This is a genomic window from Bacteroides hominis (assembly GCF_033042785.2).
GTDB lineage: Bacteria > Bacteroidota > Bacteroidia > Bacteroidales > Bacteroidaceae > Bacteroides > Bacteroides hominis.
In genome coordinates this window covers 3,907,929-3,928,768 of record NZ_CP178829.1, presented here as the reverse complement: position 1 = coordinate 3,928,768, position 20,840 = coordinate 3,907,929, and the positions used below count along the sequence as shown (strand labels likewise).

The window sequence follows — 20,840 nt, the reverse complement described above, 5'->3', positions numbered from 1 at the left end:
TGGGCTACTTCCCCAATAAAAAAATGCGTTGATACATTATGATATGTTATCAGCGCATTTTTTTATGTTCTGGCATTTGTGTATATTTGCGCACCAAATTAAATTAAGATAATAGTATCAGATGGATAAAATCAGAAATTTTTGCATCATAGCTCATATCGACCATGGTAAATCAACATTAGCGGACCGCTTGTTGGAGTTCACTAATACCATTCAAGTGACAGAAGGGCAGATGCTTGATGATATGGACCTGGAGAAGGAGAGGGGGATTACAATTAAAAGTCACGCCATACAGATGGAGTATGCATACAGGGGGGAAAAGTATATTTTGAACCTGATTGATACTCCGGGTCATGTTGACTTTTCGTATGAAGTGTCCCGCTCGATAGCTGCCTGTGAAGGTGCGTTGCTTATTGTAGATGCATCACAAGGGGTCCAGGCACAGACCATCTCAAATCTTTATATGGCTATTGAGCACGATCTTGAAATCATTCCGATCATTAATAAATGCGATATGGCGAGTGCCATGCCCGAAGAGGTGGAAGACGAGATTGTAGAGTTGCTGGGATGCAAGAGGGATGAAATTATCCGTGCATCCGGTAAGACGGGTATGGGGGTTGAAGAAATACTGGCAGCAGTAATAGAGCGTATACCTCATCCGAAAGGTGATGAAGACGCACCGTTGCAAGCTTTGATCTTCGACTCTGTATTCAACTCCTTCCGTGGAATTATAGCTTATTTCAAAATCACGAACGGAGTTATCCGTGCGGGGGACAAAGTGAAGTTCTTTAATACCGGAAAGGAATACGTTGCCGATGAAATTGGAGTGTTAAAGATGGAAATGGTTCCCCGTAAAGAATTACGGACGGGGGATGTTGGATATATCATTTCCGGTATTAAGACCTCGAAAGAGGTGAAAGTGGGAGATACGATTACCCATGTAGCCCGTCCTTGTGATAAAGCGATTGCCGGATTTGAAGAGGTGAAGCCGATGGTGTTTGCCGGAGTTTATCCTATTGAGGCCGAGGAATTTGAAGATCTGCGGGCTTCGCTTGAGAAGTTGCAGTTGAACGATGCTTCGTTGACTTTCCAGCCGGAATCTTCTTTGGCGCTGGGATTCGGTTTCCGTTGCGGTTTCCTGGGGTTGCTTCACATGGAAATTGTACAGGAGCGTCTGGATCGTGAGTTCGATATGAACGTCATTACTACGGTTCCTAACGTATCTTATCATATCTACGATAAGCAAGGCAATATGACGGAAGTTCATAATCCCGGCGGTATGCCCGATCCGACAATGATTGACCACATAGAAGAGCCTTATATCAAAGCTTCCATTATTACAACTACCGATTATATCGGACCTATCATGACGCTTTGCCTTGGCAAGCGGGGAGAGCTGTTGAAGCAGGAATATATATCTGGAAACCGCGTCGAGCTGTTTTACAATATGCCTTTGGGCGAGATTGTGATCGACTTCTATGACAGATTGAAGAGTATCTCGAAAGGTTATGCTTCGTTTGATTATCATCCGGATGGTTTCCGTCCGTCTAAGTTGGTGAAACTGGATATTCTGTTGAATGGCGAATCGGTTGACGCGCTTTCCACCTTGACTCACTTCGATAATGCCTACGATATGGGACGCCGGATGTGTGAAAAATTGAAAGAACTGATTCCGAGACAGCAGTTTGAGATTGCCATCCAAGCTGCCATCGGTGCCAAAATCATAGCACGTGAGACGATCAAGGCTGTGCGTAAAGATGTTACGGCGAAATGTTACGGAGGTGATATCAGCCGTAAACGTAAATTGCTTGAGAAGCAGAAAAAAGGAAAAAAACGTATGAAGCAGATCGGCAACGTGGAAGTGCCGCAGAAGGCGTTCCTTGCCGTGCTTAAACTGGATTAGGAAATAAGGGCTGCAACGTGATAAAAAGCAGAAATCTTTCTGAACAAATTTCGTTGCAGCCAGTTTCTAATATACCAGGTAATTGCCATCTGTCCGCAGAGCTTTCCCTGGCAATTGCCTTTAAAACAACGATAAACAATAAAAATGAGAAAAGTTCTGTCTTTTTCGGCCTTTTTGATTATTGGCCTTTTACTATCACAATTCCTGCCATCATTGGCAGGTGAAGGATATGCTGCTGTAAAAACTGTATCTAGTATTCTTCTTTATGTCTGCCTGAGTTTTATCATGATTAATGTCGGGCGTGAGTTTGAAGTAGATAAGACCCGTTGGCGAAGTTACGCTGAAGATTATTTTATTGCGATGGCTACTGCCGCTATGCCTTGGTTCCTGATTGCCCTTTATTATGTGTTTGTACTTCTTCCTCCTGAGTTTTGGAATAGTTGGGAGGCGTGGAAAGAGAATTTGCTGTTAAGCCGTTTTGCCGCTCCTACGTCGGCAGGTATCCTTTTCACAATGCTCGCTGCTATCGGACTTAAGTCAAGTTGGATTTATAAAAAGATTCAGGTGCTGGCTATCTTCGATGACCTTGATACGATTTTATTGATGATTCCTCTGCAGATAATGATGATCGGTATGCGCTGGCAACTGATTGTGGTTATCTTTATCGTCTTTTTGCTGCTTTCATTAGGTTGGAAACAGTTGGGCAAATATAACTGGCGTCAGGACTGGAAAGCGATAATGGGCTATTCGGTACTTGTTTTTGTTGCTACACAGGCTGTTTATTACTTCAGCAAGCAGTTGTATGGCGAAGAGGGCAGCATTCATATCGAAGTGCTGTTGCCGGCTTTTGTGCTGGGTATGATCATGAAACATAAAGAGATAGATACTCCGGTGGAGCACAAAGTTTCGACGGGAGTCTCGTTCCTGTTTATGTTTTTAGTCGGACTCAGTATGCCGCATTTTATTGGGGTGAACTTTGCAGAGACGCATGCCGGAACCCATTCGGTGACAGGCTCACAGGAAATGATGTCATGGGGAATGATAACGTTGCATGTGTTGATTGTTTCACTGCTTTCAAACATAGGTAAGTTATTCCCCGTATTCTTTTACCGGGACCGGAAGTTCAGCGAACGACTGGCACTTTCTATCGGTATGTTTACCCGTGGTGAAGTAGGAGCCGGAATTATTTTTATTGCCCTTGGATACAATCTGGGTGGTCCTGCTTTAGTGATCTCAGTGCTTACGATCGTGTTAAACCTGATCCTGACCGGCATCTTTGTTCTATGGGTGAAGAAGTTGGCATTGCGGAGTTATACAACTTAGCAAAGGCATAAAGTTACTTAAACCTAATTCTATAAATACATATTATGACAGTTTTACGTTCGATGAAGGATTTCTCGTCGATGAATATTACGGCGAGTATTTTATTATTTGTAACAGCGATTGCTGCTGCGGTAATTGCTAACTCTCCTGTGGCACCGGTGTATCAGGAATTTTTGTCGCACGAACTTCATTTCCGTATCGGAGGCTTTAATTTACTTTCGCATGCGGGACACAATCTGACAATGATTGAGTTCATCAATGACGGATTGATGACGATTTTTTTCCTGATGGTCGGGTTGGAGATTAAGAGGGAGTTGCTGGTAGGTGAGCTTTCTTCGTTTCGTAAAGCTGCACTGCCATTCATAGCCGCATGTGGCGGAATGGTAGTGCCTGTTGTAATCTATTCCATGATTTGTGCTCCGGGCACTGAAGGAGGACAAGGGTTGGCTATCCCCATGGCGACCGATATTGCCTTTTCCTTGGGAGTACTCAGTCTGTTGGGCAAGCGTGTGCCGCTAAGTTTGAAAATCTTCCTTACAGCTTTTGCGGTAGTCGATGATATAGGCGGTATTTTGGTGATTGCTATCTTTTACAGTTCACATGTGGCTTATGAGTATTTGTTATGGGCGGCATTACTTTACGTACTGTTATATTTTATAGGTAAGAAAGGAGCCACTAATAAGATTTTCTTTTTAGTCGTTGGGGTGGTTATCTGGTATCTTTTCCTGCAATCGGGTATCCATAGTACGATTTCCGGTGTCATTCTGGCTTTTGTCATTCCCGCTAAACCTCAGTTGAATGTCGGTACTTATATTGAGCGTATCCGGCGTATTATCAGTACATTCCCCGAAATGGGAGCAAACAATATCGTATTGACCAACCAGCAGATAGCTAAGCTGAAGGAGGTTGAGTCGGCTTCCGACAGAGTCATCAGTCCGCTTCAATCACTTGAAGATAATCTTCATGGTGCGGTGAATTACCTTGTTCTTCCATTATTTGCTTTTGTCAATGCCGGTGTTATGTTCAGTGGTGAAGGCGAGGTCATTGGCGGAGTTACCTATGCGGTTGCTCTGGGGCTGTTGGCTGGCAAGTTTCTTGGGATTTATTCTTTTACATGGTTGGCCATCAAGAGTGGACTCACTCCAATGCCTTTAGGGATGAACTGGAAGAACATATCCGGAGTGGCATTATTGGGAGGCATTGGTTTTACGGTATCACTTTTTATTGCCAATCTTTCGTTTGGCTCCACTCACCCCGTATTGTTGAACCAAGCTAAACTCGGTGTTTTGTCCGGTACGGTAATAGCAGGTATATTGGGATATCTGGTTTTGCATTGGGTCTTGCCCCGGAAAAGATGATTTTCTTATATAATAAGGTAGTCTTCTAATCTCCTGCTAAGATTAGTTAAATAACTTATGGCATTAGTTGAATAACTAATGGTTGCAGTTGTTTGTTCTGAATGATTTATTATCTTTGTGGTATCAGAACCTTTTAATTCTTAATTACGATGAAAAGACTTACTGCCAAAGAAGAAGAGATCATGCGCATATTCTGGAAAGAAGGTGCAATGTTTGTCCGTGAACTTCTGAAGTATTATGACGAGCCCAAACCCCATTATAATACAGTATCTACTATCGTACGGGGTCTTGAAGAGAAAGGGTTTGTCGGATATAAAGCTTATGGCAATACCTATCAGTATTTTGCCTTGATCTCAGAGAAGCAGTATAAGCGCTCCGCTCTTCATGAAGTTGTTTCCCAATATTATGATAATTCCTACACCAATGTTGTATCGGCATTTATTGAGGAAGAAGGGTTATCTGTTGAAGACCTGAAAGCTTTGATTCGCCAGATAGAACAAGGACGTAAAAAATAATCTTATGGGAGCTTTCTTGTTTTACCTGCTCAAGTCAGCTTTCTGCCTGATATTATTTTATGTGTTTTATCGGGCGTTGCTGAGCCGCAGCACTTTCTTTCGCTTTAACCGATTGACATTGCTGGTGGGGATGTCGGTATGTGTCGTCCTCCCTTTGATGGAGTTTACTACTGAGGAAGAGCATCTCTTCCATACTCCTTTTCAGGTCATCCATCGTGTATTGGTGGAAGAAGGTTATTCCGATTCTTCGTTGGAGTTGGTTCAGGAAGGAGGAATGGGGCGGTTGGCAAACTCGCCTGAAAGGGTACGACATACTTCTCCTGATATCACATTCCGGCATGAATTAATAAGAGTAGGGGGAGTTGTCTATTTGATAGGGAGCGTCGTAGTGTTCTTAGGCTTTGTACTGTCTGCAATTCGTATGTGGCGTCTGATATTACATGCCAGGAGGAGCAGATACGGAAAGTATACATTGGCATTGACTTCTCAAACGGTAGGTTCTTTTAGCTGGGGGAGGGTTATTGTGATTTCTGAAGCGGATTATGGTCATTCACAAGAAATTCTGCTGCATGAAGTGATGCATTTGCGTAGTTGGCATACGCTGGATTTATTGTGGATTCAACTTCTTCTCATTCTATTCTGGTTTAATCCGGCCGTGTGGCTGTTGAAACGTGAGTTACAGGAAGTTCACGAATTTGAGGCAGACGACGGAGTGATAAATAATGGCATCGATGCAACGAGATATCAACTTTTGTTAGTGAAAAAGGCTGTTGGTACAAGGCTCTACTCTATGGCCAACGGTTTCAATCACAGTAAACTTAAAAACCGAATCACCATGATGTTGAAAGAAAGAACCAATGGGTGGGCACGTTTGAAGCTGTTGCTTTTTGTGCCCGTGATGGCCGGAACGCTTTATGCGTTCGCCCGGCCCGAAGTGAAGGAGACATTTGTACAGACAGTGCCCGGACTGCACCAGAAACAAGCAATGGATTATCAAACTCTGTCGAAACTGTTGAGGAATGAAGAGGAGGCCTACAACCTTCGGAAATTTGGAAAGAAGGTTGCCCCTACTACCCCTGAGAACCGGATGAATCAATTGCTAATGAATGCCAGGAATGTGATGCTGTTCGATGGAGATTATGTTCTCAAAGAAAATCTGAAGGATAAAGTTAAGGAAAAGCTTTTGTATAAACAACGGAGAGAGAAAGAAAAGTCTGGTCGTAAAGACGAACAGATTGTTGGGTTCTGGTGTGACAGAGGAACCAACGTGGATGAAGCAAGGCAGGCATTGCAGGCGGTTTACGATGCATATACCGAAATACGTGACAGCATTGCTATTGCTTCGGGTAATGATAGTAAAGATTTTCTTGACAAGGAATTCCCCATCGTTGTTTCGCAATATGAGAATTTGAAGAAGTTTGGCTCCCAAAATGGAGATTGTCTGAGTGGGATCGAGTTGAATTTTATGTCCGGTAAGGATTTGCTTAAAGAATTGAAGAATCCTACGGCAGAGGAGTTACAACAGGCGGTAACCGATTATCGGGAGAAACTGAAAGATGGCCGGAAACTTAGTGTGAGGGTCAAGGTTGATCGTGAATGTAATATGGGGACAGTGTTGAAAATGAAACAGATACTCAGAGAGAACTGGTAAGAAGAACCGGTTTCGGTTACTTTGATAAGAGCTATTCCGGTGAAACAACTCTCCGGAATAGCTCTTTTATTTAAGACTGATTGGATTTGCCCATTCTCTTTTTGATTACGTCCCACGTAGCTGTCTTCAGAAAGCTTTCTTCCATTTGCAACACCATTTTTTTGAATTTGTTAAATGGAATGGCAAAAGACAAAAGGTCGGATTTCATACATTTGCGTGCCGAAGGGTCGAATGATCCTAACACTGCCCGATTGGTTCCGTCCAGTTGTTCCCGGTACGGATGATAGATAATGGAGGCACAGCCTGCACCGAAAGGAGCAATCACTGCATCAGGATCTGCATTGTCAAAACAAGCCAGTGTGAACAATCCGGAGAGAACATCGGCAGATGCAAAGAAAATAACCGCTTCCGGTGTGTCTTCTGCTTCCAGTTTGTCCCAACGCTTGAAAATCAGGTTTTCCCCCTTGATAGGAAGTACGGGTAACTGTGCCAGAGCCTCCGCAGCCAATTCCGGCGTTTGTTTGTATCGTTCTCCTTCTCCTTGCCCATTGTGTGAAAGGAAACATTCAAACCCGGGGAACATCTTGTCCGTAAAGCTTGTATATCGTTTCCCACCCCGGCATCCCACAGAATCTGCCTGTATACAGAGAGTTTTTCCTCGTTGTACTTGTGTCAGTTGGGCAATGATACACCGATGTCCTTTCGGAGCTTCCACTACCGGAAGATTCTGTGTATCTGCCGAGTATTCAAATGCTATGGGGAGTCCGGCTTGTGGAAAATAAGTATTCCACAAGGTAATGAACTGATCCTTAAGTGTTGTTTCCATGACCTTATATCTCGTTGTTTTATCAATTAATCATCTTCTCCGCCATCGTCAATCGGTAAGATTTTCCGGCTTTCTTCGTGTGGGAGCTCTTCGACCTGCCGGAGCTTGCGTTCGATGGCGCGGGTGCGTTTTCCCATTACTTCTTCCAATTGGTCACCTGCACTTTGCAGATTCTTCTGCACCTTCTCAAGCAGTCCTCCGAATTTTCCGAATTCTGTTTTTACGGCTCCCAATACAGTCCATACTTCACCAGTACGCTTCTGTATGGCAAGTGTCCGGAATCCCATTTGCAGGCTGTTCAGTATGGCTCCCAGAGTAGTTGGTCCGGTTACGACAATCTTGAAATCCTTTTGTAGTGTTTCCACTAAAGTTGTGCGGCGGATTACTTCTGCATAAATGCTTTCAAAGGGGAGGAACAGGATGGCGAAGTCCGTTGTAAACGGTGGGTCGACATACTTGTCATGAATATCCTTTGCCATCTTTTTTATGGTTGTTTCCAGTTGACGCCCGCATGATTCCATCAGTACAGCGTCACCTGCCTCAAAGGCATCATAATATTGCTCGTAAACATCTTTTGGGAATTTTGCATCGATTGGCAGATAAACGGTACTGTTTGCATCGTCTTTCCCGGGAAGTTTGATGGCGAACTCTACAAATTCGGTTCCGCTCTTCTTGGTCTTGACATTTGCTTCATACTGTTCAGGACTCATCATCTGCTCCAGAAGAGCACCTAACTGGACTTCTCCAAAGGTCCCGCGCATTTTCACGTTGCTCAGAACTTTCTTGAGACCACCCACATCTTGTGCGAGAGACTTCATTTCTCCCAGGCCTTTTTGCACGTTTTCAAGTTGCGAACGGACTATCTCGAAGGACTGTCCGATACGTTCGTTAAGAGTCTTTTGTAATTTCTCTTCAACCATCACGCGCATGTCATCCAGACGCTTCTCAGTAGACTGTATCAGCGTTTCCTGCTGACGTGCCATTGCGTCGAACTTCTGGCGTTGCAGTTCTCCGGTGGTCATCATGTTCTTATGCATGGCGTCCTGCAACTGTTGTAAACCCTGATTCAGGGTTTGCGTCATTTCCATGCGCAACTCACGAATGCTGCGATTCAACTCTTCCCGGTTTTCCTGCATTTGTTGACGCAATGCCCGTTGCATCTCTTCGCTTTGCGAGCGATTGTTGCGGGTTAGTGTCAATACAAGCTGGACAACCAGCAAGGCTGCAATAATCAAGAGGAGAGTCAGTTCCATTTAATAAGTCAATATTTCGTTTCCGGTTTCAGTAATCAGAATCATATTTTCCCATTGTGCAGACGGCAATCCGTCGTCTGTGCAGACTGTCCAGTCATCAGCAGAGTCGACAAAGACCTCATACGTTCCCATATTGATCATCGGTTCGATGGTGAAAGTCATGCCCGGAAGAATTAACATTCCTGTTCCCCGGCGTCCGAAGTGTTCTACGTCGGGTTCTTCATGGAATTTGATACCTACTCCGTGCCCGCATAAGTCACGGACCACGCTATAACCGTTCTTCTCGGCATGTTCCTGAATAGCGGCACCCACATCTCCTAACCGTGCCCAAGGCTGTGCGGCTGCTATACCGATTTCCATACACTCTCTGGTAACTTGCACCAGTCTTTGTTTTTCCGGACTGACTTCACCGATCATGAACATACGTGATGCATCGGAGAAATAGCCTTTGTAAATAGTCGATACGTCCACGTTGACTATATCTCCGCTTTGCAGAAATTCGGTCGGACTGGGTATTCCGTGGCATACCACATCATTGATACTGGTACAGACGCTTTTAGGGAATCCTTCATAATTAAGAGGAGCGGGAATAGCACCGTGAGCTGTTGTGAAATCATAAACCAATCGGTCGATCTCTTCTGTAGGCATTCCTTCACGAATGTTTTCCGCGATGTGGTCAAGCAGCGCCGTATTGATTTTGGCACTTTCACGGATACCTTCAATCTGTTCCGGCGTACGGAGCACTTTGCGTGGGGGAAGTTTATAGCCTTGTTTTCTGTATTTCTGTATCTTATCTTCTATTTCATCCGGATAATTGGAAGGAGTAAACCGGACTCCTTTAATAAACTTTTTCATTTTACTATCTTGATTTTTTATTCGTAGCACAAATGTAGGGAATAAAAAGGGGAAATGCTGTGTATCGGGAAAGATTATTTCTGAGAATCGGAGGTGAAAAACGGCAATTAATACTCAATAACTCATTTTGTCATTTTGTATTTTAATGCTGCTCAGATTTGATTTTTCAGGTCCTATATCAATCCTTGTGGAAAAGAACGCGAAATAGCGGAATTTGTATAATTCAAAAAGAATGTTATTCCATTGTTTTACTGTGATATCGTTTATTGTGTTATGAATGTCTATGTTTATGCACATATATGTTATTTTTGTATGATTGCTTCTGCGAGTGCTAATAAATAAAAAAAGTGGTCTTATACAGTGGGAAACGTCTTTGGGGATTATGAAGTTAGCAAAATACTCGGATGAAGTTAGCAAAATACTTAGACGAAGTTAATAAAAGACTTGGATGAAGTTAACAAAAGACTTAGAGGATATTAATAAAGGTCTAAGTGTTTTTGCATATTTATCATTAGATAGTGATAAAAGTGTATGTTATTTCTTTTTTTATCCGTTTTCTATTAAATATAAGTTCTATCTGAGGACTTTTGTTTCTATATAGAGTTAGCGATTCTTCTATAAATGAAGCAATCTGTAGCTTACTTTCTCTTAAAGGTTTCTTTTTGAAAATTCAGGTAAGGTAAACAGAATGCCTCCGAAGCGAACAATGTGGTTTTTATTTGTTTGAAATGTTTTTATTAATCCTATTTCCTTTTTATTAGAAAACAATCCTTATATTTGTCCCTTGTATTATTAATTTAATGACAAATGACACTTATGAAGACATTGAATTTTATGAAGACGCTGCTTTTATTGGTAGCTATAGTAGGCTTGAGCTCTTGTGGCGACAAGTATTATTCAGATGATTATTTGCGAAACAGTAATGCAAAGTTATGCGGAAAGACTTGGGTGAATGATTCTGATAAAAATGATGCGGATGAATGGGTGCGCCATACATTGAAGTTTGATGATAGCGGACGGCTGGCAGAAACTTATGCCTATTATCATTTGAATGAAAACCAACCTTACCGGACAGAAACAAATAATCTGACTTGGTCCTGGATAGACGATTCGATGGAAGGAATTGTTTTTGACTATGGCGTAAACGGGATGACTTATTTTGATAATGTGTGGGTGCGCGAACATAATCTTTCCGGAAAGCTGAACGGAAAGGTCGTTGTATTTGTTGATTCAAAATACAACAGAAACTAATTTAGAAAAGGAGATAGAAAGATGAAAGGCTATTTAAAGATTCTGCTGGTACTGCTGCTGGCTGTCGGACTGGCATCCTGTGAAGACGATCAGGGAGAGATTGAATATGTCATTGCCGGACGGGCATGGACAGGAGATGTGGGGATGAATGCCGATAACGGTGAAGCCTTGTTTAGTACCTTTGAATTCGGGCTTGACGGTTTTGGGGTGGAAACCCAGTTTTATGCTTCTGACGGCGCTTTGTATGATCAGTATCGTTTCCGGTGGTATTGGGGCGACTCTTATAATCGTAATTTAGTGTTGGATTACGGAACTAACGGTATTTCTTTTATGGATGACGTAAGAGTATACGGAGATCGGCTGAGCGGTATCTTTTATCTTTCGGACAATGCACCGGGATTTAATTTTGAGCTTAGGATGGAATAATACTTATATTTGACAGGTGGGATATATCAAAATGGGCGTGAAATAGTTGTTTCACGCCCATTTTAGTATCATTTTCTGAGAAACAATTTCTTGAATGCCGGGGGATAAGGAGTTTCAAATTCCATCAGCTGATCTGTTACCGGATGATAGAAACAAAGTTTGAAAGCATGCAACGCCAGACGCCCGAGAGGATTGGGGCCGCCGTCGATACCGTAACGCCCGTCTCCGATCAGAGGATGCCCTAAATCCTGCATATGTACACGTATCTGATTTTTACGTCCGGTTTCCAGTCGCAGTTCTACCAATGAATATCCATTGGCGCGTTTGATAGTGCGATAGTGGGTGATTGATTTGGAACCACCGTCATCGTAGCTGCTTGAACTGACATATAAGGTACGGTCTGTCAACCAGGATACGACGGTGTCGCTGTCTTTTTCCATCTCGCCGGTAACTACTGCTACATAACGACGGTCCGTCACGATGTCATGCCAGTGGTCACGCAGTGTACGTTGTGTCTTTTCATCTTTGGCAAACATCATCAATCCTGAGGTGTCACGATCCAGACGATGAACTACAAAAATACGGTTTCCACGCCCCGAACGCCCCACATATTCACTTAAGATATGCTGTGCTGTGCGTTCCTTCTGCCGGTCGGTGCCAACAGAGAGTAAGCCTTCTTTTTTCTCTACTACGATGATATAAGCGTCTTCATAGACGATTTTCAGCAGCGGATGACGGAATTCCTTTTTATTCTTATCTTTGCTGATAAGCACTTTCATGCCCGGTTGCAGAGGGAAGTTGAACTGTGTCGTAATCACATTGTCAACCAGTACGATTCGTTTGCTGAGCAGTGACTTTAGCTTGGTACGGCTGGCATCAGGCATTTTCGCTGCGAGGAAGTCCATTAGTTCCATAGGCTCTTTCACCAGATAACCTGTATATTGCGCACGTGCCTTTTCGGCCGGAGTTCGTTTCATTCTTTTCATATTCGTTTCCTTATTTAAGTTCGAGCAGCACTACGTTTTCCACGTGATGGGTATGTGGGAACATATCTACCGGTTGCACTGCTTTCACACGGTATTTAACGTCGAGCAACTGAAGATCACGGGCTTGCGTTGCCGGATTACAACTAACATATACAATTCGTTTTGGTTCGGCAAACAAGATTACGTCTACCACATCCTGATGCATTCCTGCCCGGGGAGGATCGGTGATAATTACGTCCGGACGTCCATACTGATTGATGAAGTCCTGAGTCAGGATATCCTTCATGTCTCCGGCAAAGAACAACGTATTCTCTATTCCATTAATTTCCGCATTTACTTTCGCATCTTCAATGGCTTCGGGCACGTATTCGATGCCAATCACTTGCCGTGCCTGTCGCGATACAAAGTTAGCAATGGTTCCTGTTCCGGTATACAGGTCATACACCAGTTCGCCACCTGTTAATCCGGCAAAGTCGCGCGCTACCTTATAGAGGTTGTATGCTTGCCCCGAATTGGTCTGATAGAACGATTTCGGTCCCACTTTGAAACGCAGGCCCTCCATCTCTTCAAAGATATGGTCGTTGCCACGGAATACGTGTACATCGAGATCATTGATGGTGTCGTTGCATTTATTATTAATAATGTATAGGAGAGAGGTTATTTCCGGAAATTGGTCGGCCACATACTGCAATAACTGCTTGAAGAGGTCCATTTCATGCTCTTCGGTAATTTTACAAATCAGAATTACCATCAGTTCGCCGGTACTTGAAGTACGCACAATCATGTTGCGGAGCATTCCTTCCTGTGAACGAAGGTTGATGAAAGAGTAATTGTGCTCGTAAGCATAATCACGGATTGTGTTTCGGATGCGATTGGAAATATCGTCTTGTAACCAACACTTTTCGATAGCCAGCACTTTGTCGAATGCTCCCGGGATATGGAATCCCACTGCATTCATCTGGTCGTACTTTACATCCTGTTTCACTTCTTCTGCTGTCAGCCAGCGTTTGTTTGAGAAGGTAAATTCCAGTTTGTTCCGATAAAATTCGGTTTTGGCAGATCCCAGGATAGGAGAGATCTCCGGTAATTCGATCTTGCCGATGCGACGGAGGTTATCTTCCACCTGTTTCTGTTTGTATTTGATTTGTTCGGCGTAAGGCAATACCTGCCATTTGCATCCGCCGCATACGCCATAGTGTTGGCAAAAAGGAACGGCACGTATCGGCGAGAGTTCGTGAAACTTCACCGCTTCGGCCTCGGCATATTTATTCTTTTTTCTTTTGACTTGCAGATCCACCACATCGCCCGGCACTACGTAAGGCACAAAAACTACCAGGTCATTTACTTTTGCGATGGCTTTTCCTTCGGCAGCCACATCCGTTATTGTCACCTTCTCCAGCAGGGGAAGTTCTTTTTTCTTTCTAGCCACAATACTCCTTGAATTATATTAAAATGATTTCTTTATGTATAAAGCGTGAATATATAAAATCACCATTCTACGCCATATTAATAAAATCTTTCGCAAAAGTAGGTATTTTTTTTCGTATTTCTCTATATGAAGTGAAATAATGCAGATTGCAATGTCGAAATTGCATTTTGATAGAAAGTTTTTCATATAAAAGTTTTCTGGTTTGCGAAATATCCTTAGATTTGCGAACAGAAAAGAATCACAACTAATAACTTTAAAATCGTATTATGGACAAAAAAAGAGTTTATACCTTTGGTAATGGACTGGCAGAAGGAAAAGCCGGTATGCGAAACTTACTTGGGGGTAAAGGTGCGAACCTTGCCGAAATGAATCTGATCGGTGTCCCCGTACCTCCGGGCTTCACAATTACAACTGACGTTTGTACCGAATATTACGAGATGGGACAGGAAAAGGTCGTATCTCTCCTGAAAGAAGAAGTAGAAAAAGCCATTGCAAATATAGAGAACCTGATGCGTTCAAAATTTGGTGACGTAGAGAATCCGTTGCTGGTTTCTGTGCGTTCGGGTGCGCGTGCATCCATGCCGGGCATGATGGATACGATCCTGAACCTGGGATTGAACGATGAAGTGGTTGAAGGCTTGACCCGTAAAACAGGAAATGCCCGTTTTGCATGGGATTCTTACCGTCGTTTCGTACAGATGTATGGTGATGTAGTATTGGGTATGAAGCCTGTTAACAAAGAAGACCAGGATCCGTTTGAAGCCATCATCGAAGAGGTGAAACATGCCAAAGGCGTGAAACTGGATAACGAGCTTGAGGTAGAAGACCTGAAAGAACTCGTGAAGAAATTTAAAGCTGCCGTAAAAGCACAGACCGGCAAGGATTTCCCGACTTGTGCATACGAACAGCTTTGGGGAGCAATTTGCGCCGTATTTAATTCATGGATGAATGAACGTGCCATCCTGTACCGTAAGATGGAGGGAATTCCTGACGAATGGGGTACTGCCGTAAGTGTTCAGGCAATGGTATTCGGTAATATGGGCGATGGTTCTGCTACAGGTGTTTGCTTCTCACGCGATGCTGCCACAGGTGAGGACCTTTTCAATGGTGAATACCTGATCAATGCACAGGGCGAGGACGTTGTTGCCGGAATCCGTACTCCGCAACAGATCACGAAGATCGGTTCTCAGCGTTGGGCTCAGTTGGCCGGTGTGAGCGAAGAAGAGCGTGCTTCGAAATACCCTTCTATGGAAGAAGCAATGCCGGAAATATATAAACAACTGGACGAATTGCAGACTAAGCTCGAAAATCACTATAAAGATATGCAGGACATGGAGTTCACCGTTCAGGAAGGCAAACTTTGGTTCCTTCAGACACGTAACGGTAAACGTACCGGTGCTGCCATGGTAAAAATCGCAATGGATCTGTTCCGTCAGGGAATGATTGATGAAAAGACTGCCCTGATGCGTGTAGAACCCAATAAGCTGGATGAATTACTCCACCCGGTATTCGATAAGTCTGCTTTGAAACAGGCTAAAGTGTTGACTCGCGGTTTGCCGGCTTCTCCGGGTGCTGCTACCGGTCAGATTGTATTCTTTGCTGACGACGCTGCCGAATGGCATGCTGCCGGAAAACGCGTCGTAATGGTTCGTATTGAAACATCACCGGAAGATTTGGCCGGTATGGCAGTTGCTGAAGGCATTTTGACCGCACGCGGAGGTATGACTTCACATGCAGCCGTGGTTGCCCGCGGTATGGGTAAATGTTGTGTTTCGGGAGCCGGTGCACTGAACATCGACTATAAAGCCCGTACAGTAGAAGTGGACGGCGTGTTGCTGAAAGAGGGTGATTTCATCTCTTTGAACGGTAGTACGGGTGAAGTTTACCAAGGTAAAGTAGAAACGAAGGCTGCTGAGTTATCGGGTGATTTTTCCGATTTGATGAAGTTGGCCGATAAATATACCCGCCTGCAAGTACGTACTAATGCCGACACTCCGCATGATGCTGAGGTTGCCCGTAACTTCGGTGCGGTAGGTATAGGCCTTTGCCGTACGGAACACATGTTCTTTGAAGGTGAAAAAATTAAGGCTATGCGTGAAATGATCCTGGCAGAAAATGCTGAAGGGCGCCGCAAAGCACTGGCTAAGATACTTCCGTATCAGCAAGCCGACTTCAAAGGTATCTTTAAGGCTATGTCCGGTTGTCCGGTGACCGTACGCCTGCTCGATCCTCCTTTGCATGAATTCGTTCCTCACGATCTGAAAGGACAGCAAGAAATGGCCGATACGATGGGGGTAAGCCTGCAATATATCCAGCAGCGTGTAGAATCACTTTGCGAACACAACCCGATGTTGGGTCACCGTGGCTGTCGTTTGGGAAATACGTATCCCGAAATCACACAGATGCAGACTCGTGCCATTTTGGGTGCCGCTCTTGAACTGAAGAAAGAAGGAATAGAAACACATCCCGAAATCATGGTGCCGCTGACAGGTATTCTTTACGAGTTCCAGCAGCAGGAAAGTGTGATCCGTGCCGAAGCAGAAAAGCTTTTCGAAGAGGTGGGAGACCGCATCGACTTCAAGGTCGGAACCATGATCGAAATTCCTCGTGCAGCTCTGACTGCCGACCGTATCGCTTCGTCTGCCGAGTTCTTCTCGTTCGGAACCAACGACTTGACTCAGATGACTTTCGGTTACTCTCGTGACGATATCGCTTCTTTCCTTCCGGTTTATCTGGAGAAGAAGATCCTGAAGGTAGATCCGTTCCAGGTACTCGACCAGAATGGTGTAGGCCAGTTGGTACGTATGGCAACCGAAAAAGGGCGTGCTATCCGTCCGGATTTGAAATGCGGTATCTGCGGTGAACATGGCGGTGAGCCTTCATCTGTGAAGTTCTGCCATAAAGTAGGTTTGAATTACGTTAGTTGTTCTCCGTTCCGTGTGCCTATTGCACGTCTGGCAGCGGCACAAGCAGCTATCGAAGACTAAATAGATTTAGATAACTGGTTAGGCGAGGTTACCCGTGAAAGGGTAGCCTCGTTTTTTTATGGAAACAGAATAAGAGAAAGCAGAAGCAGGGGGAGTGGATAAAATGTAGAGTGAATATTTGTATAATTCAAATAAAAATATTTCCTTTATCTTATGAAACCTTACTTATTATATTTTTAACAAACTAAAATTACAGAATTATGAAAAGAAATCTTGTGTTTGTATTGTTTGCCCTTGTTTCGGTTGTGGGCTTTTCTCAAGTGAGCTGGAATGCCAAAGTGGGAATGAATATCAGTAATTATACCGGTGATTTTGACATGAATGCCAAAGTAGGATTCAAGATAGGCGGTGGTATGGAGTATGGATTTAATGAAATCTGGTCCTTGCAACCCTCTTTGTTCGTATCTTCCAAAGGTGTCAAGAAGGATGAACTGAGTGTGAATGCTGTCTATCTGGAACTGCCGGTTATGGCTGCGGCGCGTTTCAAAGTGGCCGATAATACCAATATTGTGTTGAGTGCCGGTCCTTATTTTGCTTGCGGCATCGGGGGTAATTCTAAAGTCGATTTAGGTAAAGGACGTTTGGAAGTTGATACCTTTGGCGACGACGGTCTGCTGAAACGTGGCGATGTAGGTTTGGGTATCGGTGTTGCCGCGGAGTTTGGCAAGATCATCGCAGGGCTTGACGGCCAGTTCGGATTTGTCGATGTAATGGACGACGTAAATGGTAAAAATCTGAATGTTTCGATCAGTGTAGGTTATAAGTTCTGAGAAACCGATAAATATTAAAATAGAGAAGCCGCTGTAAATCAACTACAAGCGGCTTTTCTTTTATATTCACTCAGCGAATAGTGGCGGAAATAGTTGTTTAATTAATGAATATGCTATACTTTTGCGCCCCGAAACAAAAGTGAAATAATTCTTTTGTTTGTTTTCAAAATAGGTACATTTAATTAAAACTACTAAGAAGATGAAAAAGATTGTATTGTTTTTATTTGTTGCTATTGCAACTTTATCTGTCAAAGCTCAGGACATTTACATGGGAGGTACCGTAGGTTTGTGGCGTAATGATGACGCTAATACTACTTCTTTCAGGCTCGCTCCGGAAATCGGATACAACCTGAGTGAACAATGGGCACTGGGCGTTGAACTCCAGTTTAACCATGATTATATAAGTCATAAAACGATTAATTCTTTTGCTATTGCTCCTTATGCACGCTTTTCTTATTACGAGAACAAGATTGTACGTCTGTTTATCGATGGTGGGTTTGGCTTTGCTACCACTAAGGTGAAAGATGGCGGAGATGCAATAAACGGTTTTGAGATCGGTCTGAAACCGGGTATTGCCATAAAACTGAACCAACATTTCAGTTTGGTTGCCAAATGTGGTTTCTTGGGTTATAAGGACGACTATATGAATAACAGCGGATTCGGCTTTAGCGCAAGTAGCGAAGACTTAACATTCGGATTCCATTACGAATTTTAATCAAATAGGTTTCAACGAAATAGGGTGGCTTCCCTTCATAAGGAAGTCACCCTATTTTATTTAGTCCGTTGTTCTTTGGCTCAGTCCGCCATCTTTTTCAGTTTCTTGAAGTGTTCTATCACTGCCAGATAATCTCTGTCGGAACAGGCATCGAATTTACCCCACAAGTCTCCTAAAACCACTGCACCTCCGAATCCGAAATCCTTTACTTCCAGTATATTCTCCGGCGTGATGCCTCCCAAAGCCATTACTTTGCCATCGATGATTTTGTCTTTACCTGCCTGACGCAATTCTTCAGCCGTGTAAGGCGAGTTATATCCTTCTTTTGAGATACTGTCGTAAATCGGGCTCATAAACACATAGTCGTAAAAGTGTTTTTTGTTTTTCACTTCCTCCACCGAGTGGCAGGAACAACTGATATGCCCGGAGTAGTCATGCGGCTCTTTCGGGTTGCGGGCATTCAGGTGAATTCCCATCAGGTTGAATTCTTCTTTCAGGTAGAAGTGTTCATGGGTGACAATGCGTTTATGATATTTTTCCGGAATCAGTGTGAGCAAGCGTTCCGAATACATAGCCGGCGTTTCCGGTTTCCTGAGATGCAGAATATCCAATCCCTCTTCAAAGAGAGCAGTGATAATCTTATCTTCTTCTACAAAGAAAGTAGGCGTCGTTACTACGATAAGTTTCATTTCTGTTGTTAAACTGTTAAGTTTAGCAAAGTTAGTAATTAACTTACTCAGAAACCAACCTTTATAGTGAAAATATGTTAGATTGCAATGTCCGTAAGTCAATTGTCCATAGTTTGCCTGCCAGAACCTCTCCGAATCCGCAGATAATCTTCAGGACTTCGGTTGCTTCCACACTGCCCGTCACTGCCGGTGTTACTCCGACTACCCCTTTGGGAGGAGGAGGCATACGCAACATCTCTTCTTCATCCGGATAGAGGTCACGGTATGTTTTCCGTTGTGCCCCGCTCCCGTAGTTAAAGACAGAAACCTGTCCCTCGAAACCACAGATGGCACCGTATACATAGGGTTTTCCCAACTCTACACAGACGTCATTTATCAGATATCGGGTGATAAAGTTATCGCATCCGTCCACTACGATGTCGTACTGCCTTATCAATTCACGGGCATTGTCTTTGCTGAGCCGTCCCGGACAGGCATTTACCTCTATTTCCCGGTTCAGGGCACTGAGCCGCAGCGAAGCGCAAATCGCTTTCAGGTCTCCTACCTCTTCTTCCGTATAGAGCACCTGCCTTTGCAGATTGCTGAGGCTTACTTCATCGTTATCCACCAGTCCGATGGTACCTACTCCTGCACCCGCCAGATAGAGGGCGATGGGAGAACCCAGTCCTCCTACGCCCACAATCAATACTTTGGCAGCTTTGAGTTTTGCTTGTCCTGCTTCTCCTATTTCCGGAAGCATGATTTGCCTGTTGTATCTTTCCATGATTCGTCTTTATCGTTAGCATTGAGTCAGGGTCAGTGCCGTGTCCCAGTCTTTGTAAACGGGTATCCGCCCCAGTGAACGCAGTGCGGCATCCACTTCCACGGCTTTCCGTTCGTCGCTGACATGAAACTGCTCCAGTGCCTGCGGATAGGTAAAGTAGCCTCCCGGTTCCGTTTTACTTTCGGCGCTCATGGTAGTCACCCCGAGCGTAGCCATGTGGTTACGGAACTCTGCGCTTTCGCGGGTAGAGTAGGAGATATCCACATCGTGGTCGAAGATGCGCATGGCAAAAGTCACCTGTGCCAGTTCCCGGTCGTTCATCACAACATTAGGTTGGAAACCTCCGTTCTCCGAGGGGCGCATCCGGGGGAAGTTGACGCTATATTTCGTTTTCCAGTAGTGCTTTTGCAGATAGCGCAGATGGTAGGCCATCATTGTGACATCCGTGCGCCATTCTTCCAGACCGATCAGTACCCCCATGCCTATTTTGTGTACACCTGCTTGTCCCATACGGTCAAAACCATTGACACGCCACTCAAATTTCGATTTCATGCCACGGGGATGATACACATTATAATTGGTTTTGTTGTAAGTCTCCTGAAAGCAGATGACTCCATTCAGTCCGGCATACGTAAGCCGTTCATATTCTTTTGCTTTAAGTGGCATTACCTCAATTTGCAGATTAGAGAAATAAGGCTTTGCCAGCAGGAGGGCCCGTTCAATGTAATCTACTCCTGCTTTGGCAGGATTTTCGCCTGTTACTAACAGCAGATTTTCGAACGGAGCCAGTTTCTTGATCGCTTTGTACTCGTTTACCATTTCCTCTTCCGTAAGGATGGTCCGTTTCATCGGATTATTGTGGTTAAAGCCACAGTATACACACGAGTTTGTACAAGAATTTGTAATATAGAGTGGAACGAACATCGAAATTGTCTTTCCGAAGCGTTCCAGCGTATATTTCCGGCTGAGACGCGCCATAGTCTCCAGATAGGGGGCGGCAGCCGGCGAAATCAATGCCATAAAATCGTTTACATCGCAATGTTCCTTTGACAATGCGCGGCGCACATCGGCGTCGGTTTTGGAATAGATGATTTTAGTCGTCTCTTCCCAGGAAATCTTTTCTAATTCATCTGAAAACAT

18 protein-coding genes are annotated in these 20,840 nt (G+C 44.0%); 10 read left to right on the top strand and 8 right to left on the bottom strand.

The window, feature by feature from the left end:
* Positions 1 to 121: 121 nt before the first annotated feature.
* From lepA to R3O62_RS16530, 5 genes are all read left to right on the top strand, one after another.
* A complete protein-coding gene (lepA, locus tag R3O62_RS16550; RefSeq protein ID WP_005806468.1) occupies positions 122 to 1,903 on the top strand; it encodes a translation elongation factor 4 in 1,782 nt (593 codons plus the stop codon).
* A 144-nt stretch (positions 1,904 to 2,047) separates the two neighbouring features.
* Entirely contained in the window at positions 2,048 to 3,226 is a 1,179-nt protein-coding gene (locus R3O62_RS16545; protein WP_005778097.1) for a sodium:proton antiporter, read from the top strand.
* Positions 3,227 to 3,270: 44 nt separating this feature from the next.
* The gene (gene nhaA, locus R3O62_RS16540; RefSeq protein ID WP_005820467.1) at positions 3,271 to 4,584 is read left to right on the top strand and encodes a Na+/H+ antiporter NhaA; all 1,314 of its coding nucleotides are present in this window, start codon (positions 3,271 to 3,273) and stop codon (positions 4,582 to 4,584) included.
* Between the two features lie 149 nt (positions 4,585 to 4,733).
* Positions 4,734 to 5,099 carry a BlaI/MecI/CopY family transcriptional regulator gene (locus tag R3O62_RS16535; protein WP_005778094.1) on the top strand — a complete coding sequence of 122 codons (366 nt, stop codon included), beginning with the start codon at positions 4,734 to 4,736 and terminating at the stop codon, positions 5,097 to 5,099.
* A gap of 4 nt (positions 5,100 to 5,103) precedes the next feature.
* A complete protein-coding gene (locus tag R3O62_RS16530; protein WP_165015170.1) occupies positions 5,104 to 6,750 on the top strand; it encodes a M56 family metallopeptidase in 1,647 nt (548 codons plus the stop codon).
* Positions 6,751 to 6,820: 70 nt separating this feature from the next.
* On the opposite strand, the gene R3O62_RS16525 is transcribed toward R3O62_RS16530, so the two are convergent.
* The 3 genes from R3O62_RS16525 to map are packed head-to-tail and all read right to left on the bottom strand — an operon-like array spanning position 6,821 to position 9,684.
* Entirely contained in the window at positions 6,821 to 7,576 is a 756-nt protein-coding gene (locus tag R3O62_RS16525) for a DUF169 domain-containing protein (protein ID WP_032539965.1), read from the bottom strand.
* Positions 7,577 to 7,602: 26 nt separating this feature from the next.
* The gene (locus R3O62_RS16520) at positions 7,603 to 8,829 is read right to left on the bottom strand and encodes a DNA recombination protein RmuC (RefSeq protein WP_022012393.1); all 1,227 of its coding nucleotides are present in this window, start codon (positions 8,827 to 8,829) and stop codon (positions 7,603 to 7,605) included.
* Positions 8,830 to 9,684, bottom strand: a complete 855-nt coding sequence (map, locus tag R3O62_RS16515) for a type I methionyl aminopeptidase (RefSeq protein ID WP_005806458.1) — start codon at positions 9,682 to 9,684, stop codon at positions 8,830 to 8,832.
* Between the two features lie 807 nt (positions 9,685 to 10,491).
* On the opposite strand from map, the gene R3O62_RS16510 reads away from it, so the two are divergent.
* The gene (locus R3O62_RS16510; RefSeq protein ID WP_005806437.1) at positions 10,492 to 10,935 is read left to right on the top strand and encodes a hypothetical protein; all 444 of its coding nucleotides are present in this window, start codon (positions 10,492 to 10,494) and stop codon (positions 10,933 to 10,935) included.
* Positions 10,936 to 10,956: 21 nt separating this feature from the next.
* Positions 10,957 to 11,361 (top strand): hypothetical protein, encoded by a 405-nt coding sequence (locus R3O62_RS16505; protein WP_005778083.1) that lies wholly within the window; start codon positions 10,957 to 10,959, stop codon positions 11,359 to 11,361.
* A gap of 68 nt (positions 11,362 to 11,429) precedes the next feature.
* On the opposite strand, the gene R3O62_RS16500 is transcribed toward R3O62_RS16505, so the two are convergent.
* On the bottom strand, positions 11,430 to 12,347 hold the full coding sequence (locus R3O62_RS16500) for an RluA family pseudouridine synthase (protein WP_005778080.1): 918 nt from the start codon (positions 12,345 to 12,347) through the stop codon (positions 11,430 to 11,432).
* 10 nt (positions 12,348 to 12,357) lie between these two features.
* Positions 12,358 to 13,776 carry a 23S rRNA (uracil(1939)-C(5))-methyltransferase RlmD gene (rlmD, locus tag R3O62_RS16495; RefSeq protein WP_005806432.1) on the bottom strand — a complete coding sequence of 473 codons (1,419 nt, stop codon included), beginning with the start codon at positions 13,774 to 13,776 and terminating at the stop codon, positions 12,358 to 12,360.
* A gap of 266 nt (positions 13,777 to 14,042) precedes the next feature.
* Here rlmD and ppdK point away from each other — a divergent pair, with 266 nt between their 5' ends.
* The 3 genes from ppdK (at position 14,043) to R3O62_RS16480 (ending at position 18,248) form a co-directional block, all read left to right on the top strand.
* Positions 14,043 to 16,763 (top strand): pyruvate, phosphate dikinase, encoded by a 2,721-nt coding sequence (gene ppdK, locus R3O62_RS16490; RefSeq protein ID WP_005778073.1) that lies wholly within the window; start codon positions 14,043 to 14,045, stop codon positions 16,761 to 16,763.
* Positions 16,764 to 16,963: 200 nt separating this feature from the next.
* A complete protein-coding gene (locus tag R3O62_RS16485) occupies positions 16,964 to 17,533 on the top strand; it encodes a porin family protein (protein ID WP_022012391.1) in 570 nt (189 codons plus the stop codon).
* Positions 17,534 to 17,732: 199 nt separating this feature from the next.
* Positions 17,733 to 18,248, top strand: a complete 516-nt coding sequence (locus tag R3O62_RS16480) for an outer membrane beta-barrel protein (protein ID WP_317472765.1) — start codon at positions 17,733 to 17,735, stop codon at positions 18,246 to 18,248.
* An 80-nt stretch (positions 18,249 to 18,328) separates the two neighbouring features.
* Here the strand turns inward: R3O62_RS16480 and R3O62_RS16475 are convergent, their stop codons facing one another.
* The 3 genes from R3O62_RS16475 to thiH form a co-directional block, all read right to left on the bottom strand.
* Positions 18,329 to 18,937, bottom strand: a complete 609-nt coding sequence (locus R3O62_RS16475) for a thiamine phosphate synthase (RefSeq protein ID WP_005778065.1) — start codon at positions 18,935 to 18,937, stop codon at positions 18,329 to 18,331.
* Positions 18,938 to 18,998: 61 nt separating this feature from the next.
* The gene (locus R3O62_RS16470) at positions 18,999 to 19,700 is read right to left on the bottom strand and encodes a HesA/MoeB/ThiF family protein (protein WP_005806426.1); all 702 of its coding nucleotides are present in this window, start codon (positions 19,698 to 19,700) and stop codon (positions 18,999 to 19,001) included.
* Between the two features lie 15 nt (positions 19,701 to 19,715).
* A complete protein-coding gene (gene thiH, locus R3O62_RS16465) occupies positions 19,716 to 20,840 on the bottom strand; it encodes a 2-iminoacetate synthase ThiH (protein WP_317472764.1) in 1,125 nt (374 codons plus the stop codon).

What these genes read in the sequence shown, in the direction of transcription:
- R3O62_RS16485 (WP_022012391.1), top strand. Translation starts at nt 16,964, where the DNA reads ATGAAAAGAAATCTTGTGTTTGTATTGTTTGCCCTTGTTTCGGTTGTG.
- R3O62_RS16500 (WP_005778080.1), bottom strand. Translation starts at nt 12,347, where the DNA reads ATGAAAAGAATGAAACGAACTCCGGCCGAAAAGGCACGTGCGCAATAT.
- R3O62_RS16470 (WP_005806426.1), bottom strand. Translation starts at nt 19,700, where the DNA reads ATGGAAAGATACAACAGGCAAATCATGCTTCCGGAAATAGGAGAAGCA.
- R3O62_RS16535 (WP_005778094.1), top strand. Translation starts at nt 4,734, where the DNA reads ATGAAAAGACTTACTGCCAAAGAAGAAGAGATCATGCGCATATTCTGG.
- R3O62_RS16480 (WP_317472765.1), top strand. Translation starts at nt 17,733, where the DNA reads ATGAAAAAGATTGTATTGTTTTTATTTGTTGCTATTGCAACTTTATCT.
- ppdK (WP_005778073.1), top strand. Translation starts at nt 14,043, where the DNA reads ATGGACAAAAAAAGAGTTTATACCTTTGGTAATGGACTGGCAGAAGGA.
- thiH (WP_317472764.1), bottom strand. Translation starts at nt 20,840, where the DNA reads ATGTTTTCAGATGAATTAGAAAAGATTTCCTGGGAAGAGACGACTAAA.
- R3O62_RS16545 (WP_005778097.1), top strand. Translation starts at nt 2,048, where the DNA reads ATGAGAAAAGTTCTGTCTTTTTCGGCCTTTTTGATTATTGGCCTTTTA.
- R3O62_RS16475 (WP_005778065.1), bottom strand. Translation starts at nt 18,937, where the DNA reads ATGAAACTTATCGTAGTAACGACGCCTACTTTCTTTGTAGAAGAAGAT.
- R3O62_RS16505 (WP_005778083.1), top strand. Translation starts at nt 10,957, where the DNA reads ATGAAAGGCTATTTAAAGATTCTGCTGGTACTGCTGCTGGCTGTCGGA.
- R3O62_RS16520 (WP_022012393.1), bottom strand. Translation starts at nt 8,829, where the DNA reads ATGGAACTGACTCTCCTCTTGATTATTGCAGCCTTGCTGGTTGTCCAG.
- nhaA (WP_005820467.1), top strand. Translation starts at nt 3,271, where the DNA reads ATGACAGTTTTACGTTCGATGAAGGATTTCTCGTCGATGAATATTACG.
- R3O62_RS16525 (WP_032539965.1), bottom strand. Translation starts at nt 7,576, where the DNA reads ATGGAAACAACACTTAAGGATCAGTTCATTACCTTGTGGAATACTTAT.
- R3O62_RS16530 (WP_165015170.1), top strand. Translation starts at nt 5,104, where the DNA reads ATGGGAGCTTTCTTGTTTTACCTGCTCAAGTCAGCTTTCTGCCTGATA.
- map (WP_005806458.1), bottom strand. Translation starts at nt 9,684, where the DNA reads ATGAAAAAGTTTATTAAAGGAGTCCGGTTTACTCCTTCCAATTATCCG.
- R3O62_RS16510 (WP_005806437.1), top strand. Translation starts at nt 10,492, where the DNA reads ATGACACTTATGAAGACATTGAATTTTATGAAGACGCTGCTTTTATTG.
- lepA (WP_005806468.1), top strand. Translation starts at nt 122, where the DNA reads ATGGATAAAATCAGAAATTTTTGCATCATAGCTCATATCGACCATGGT.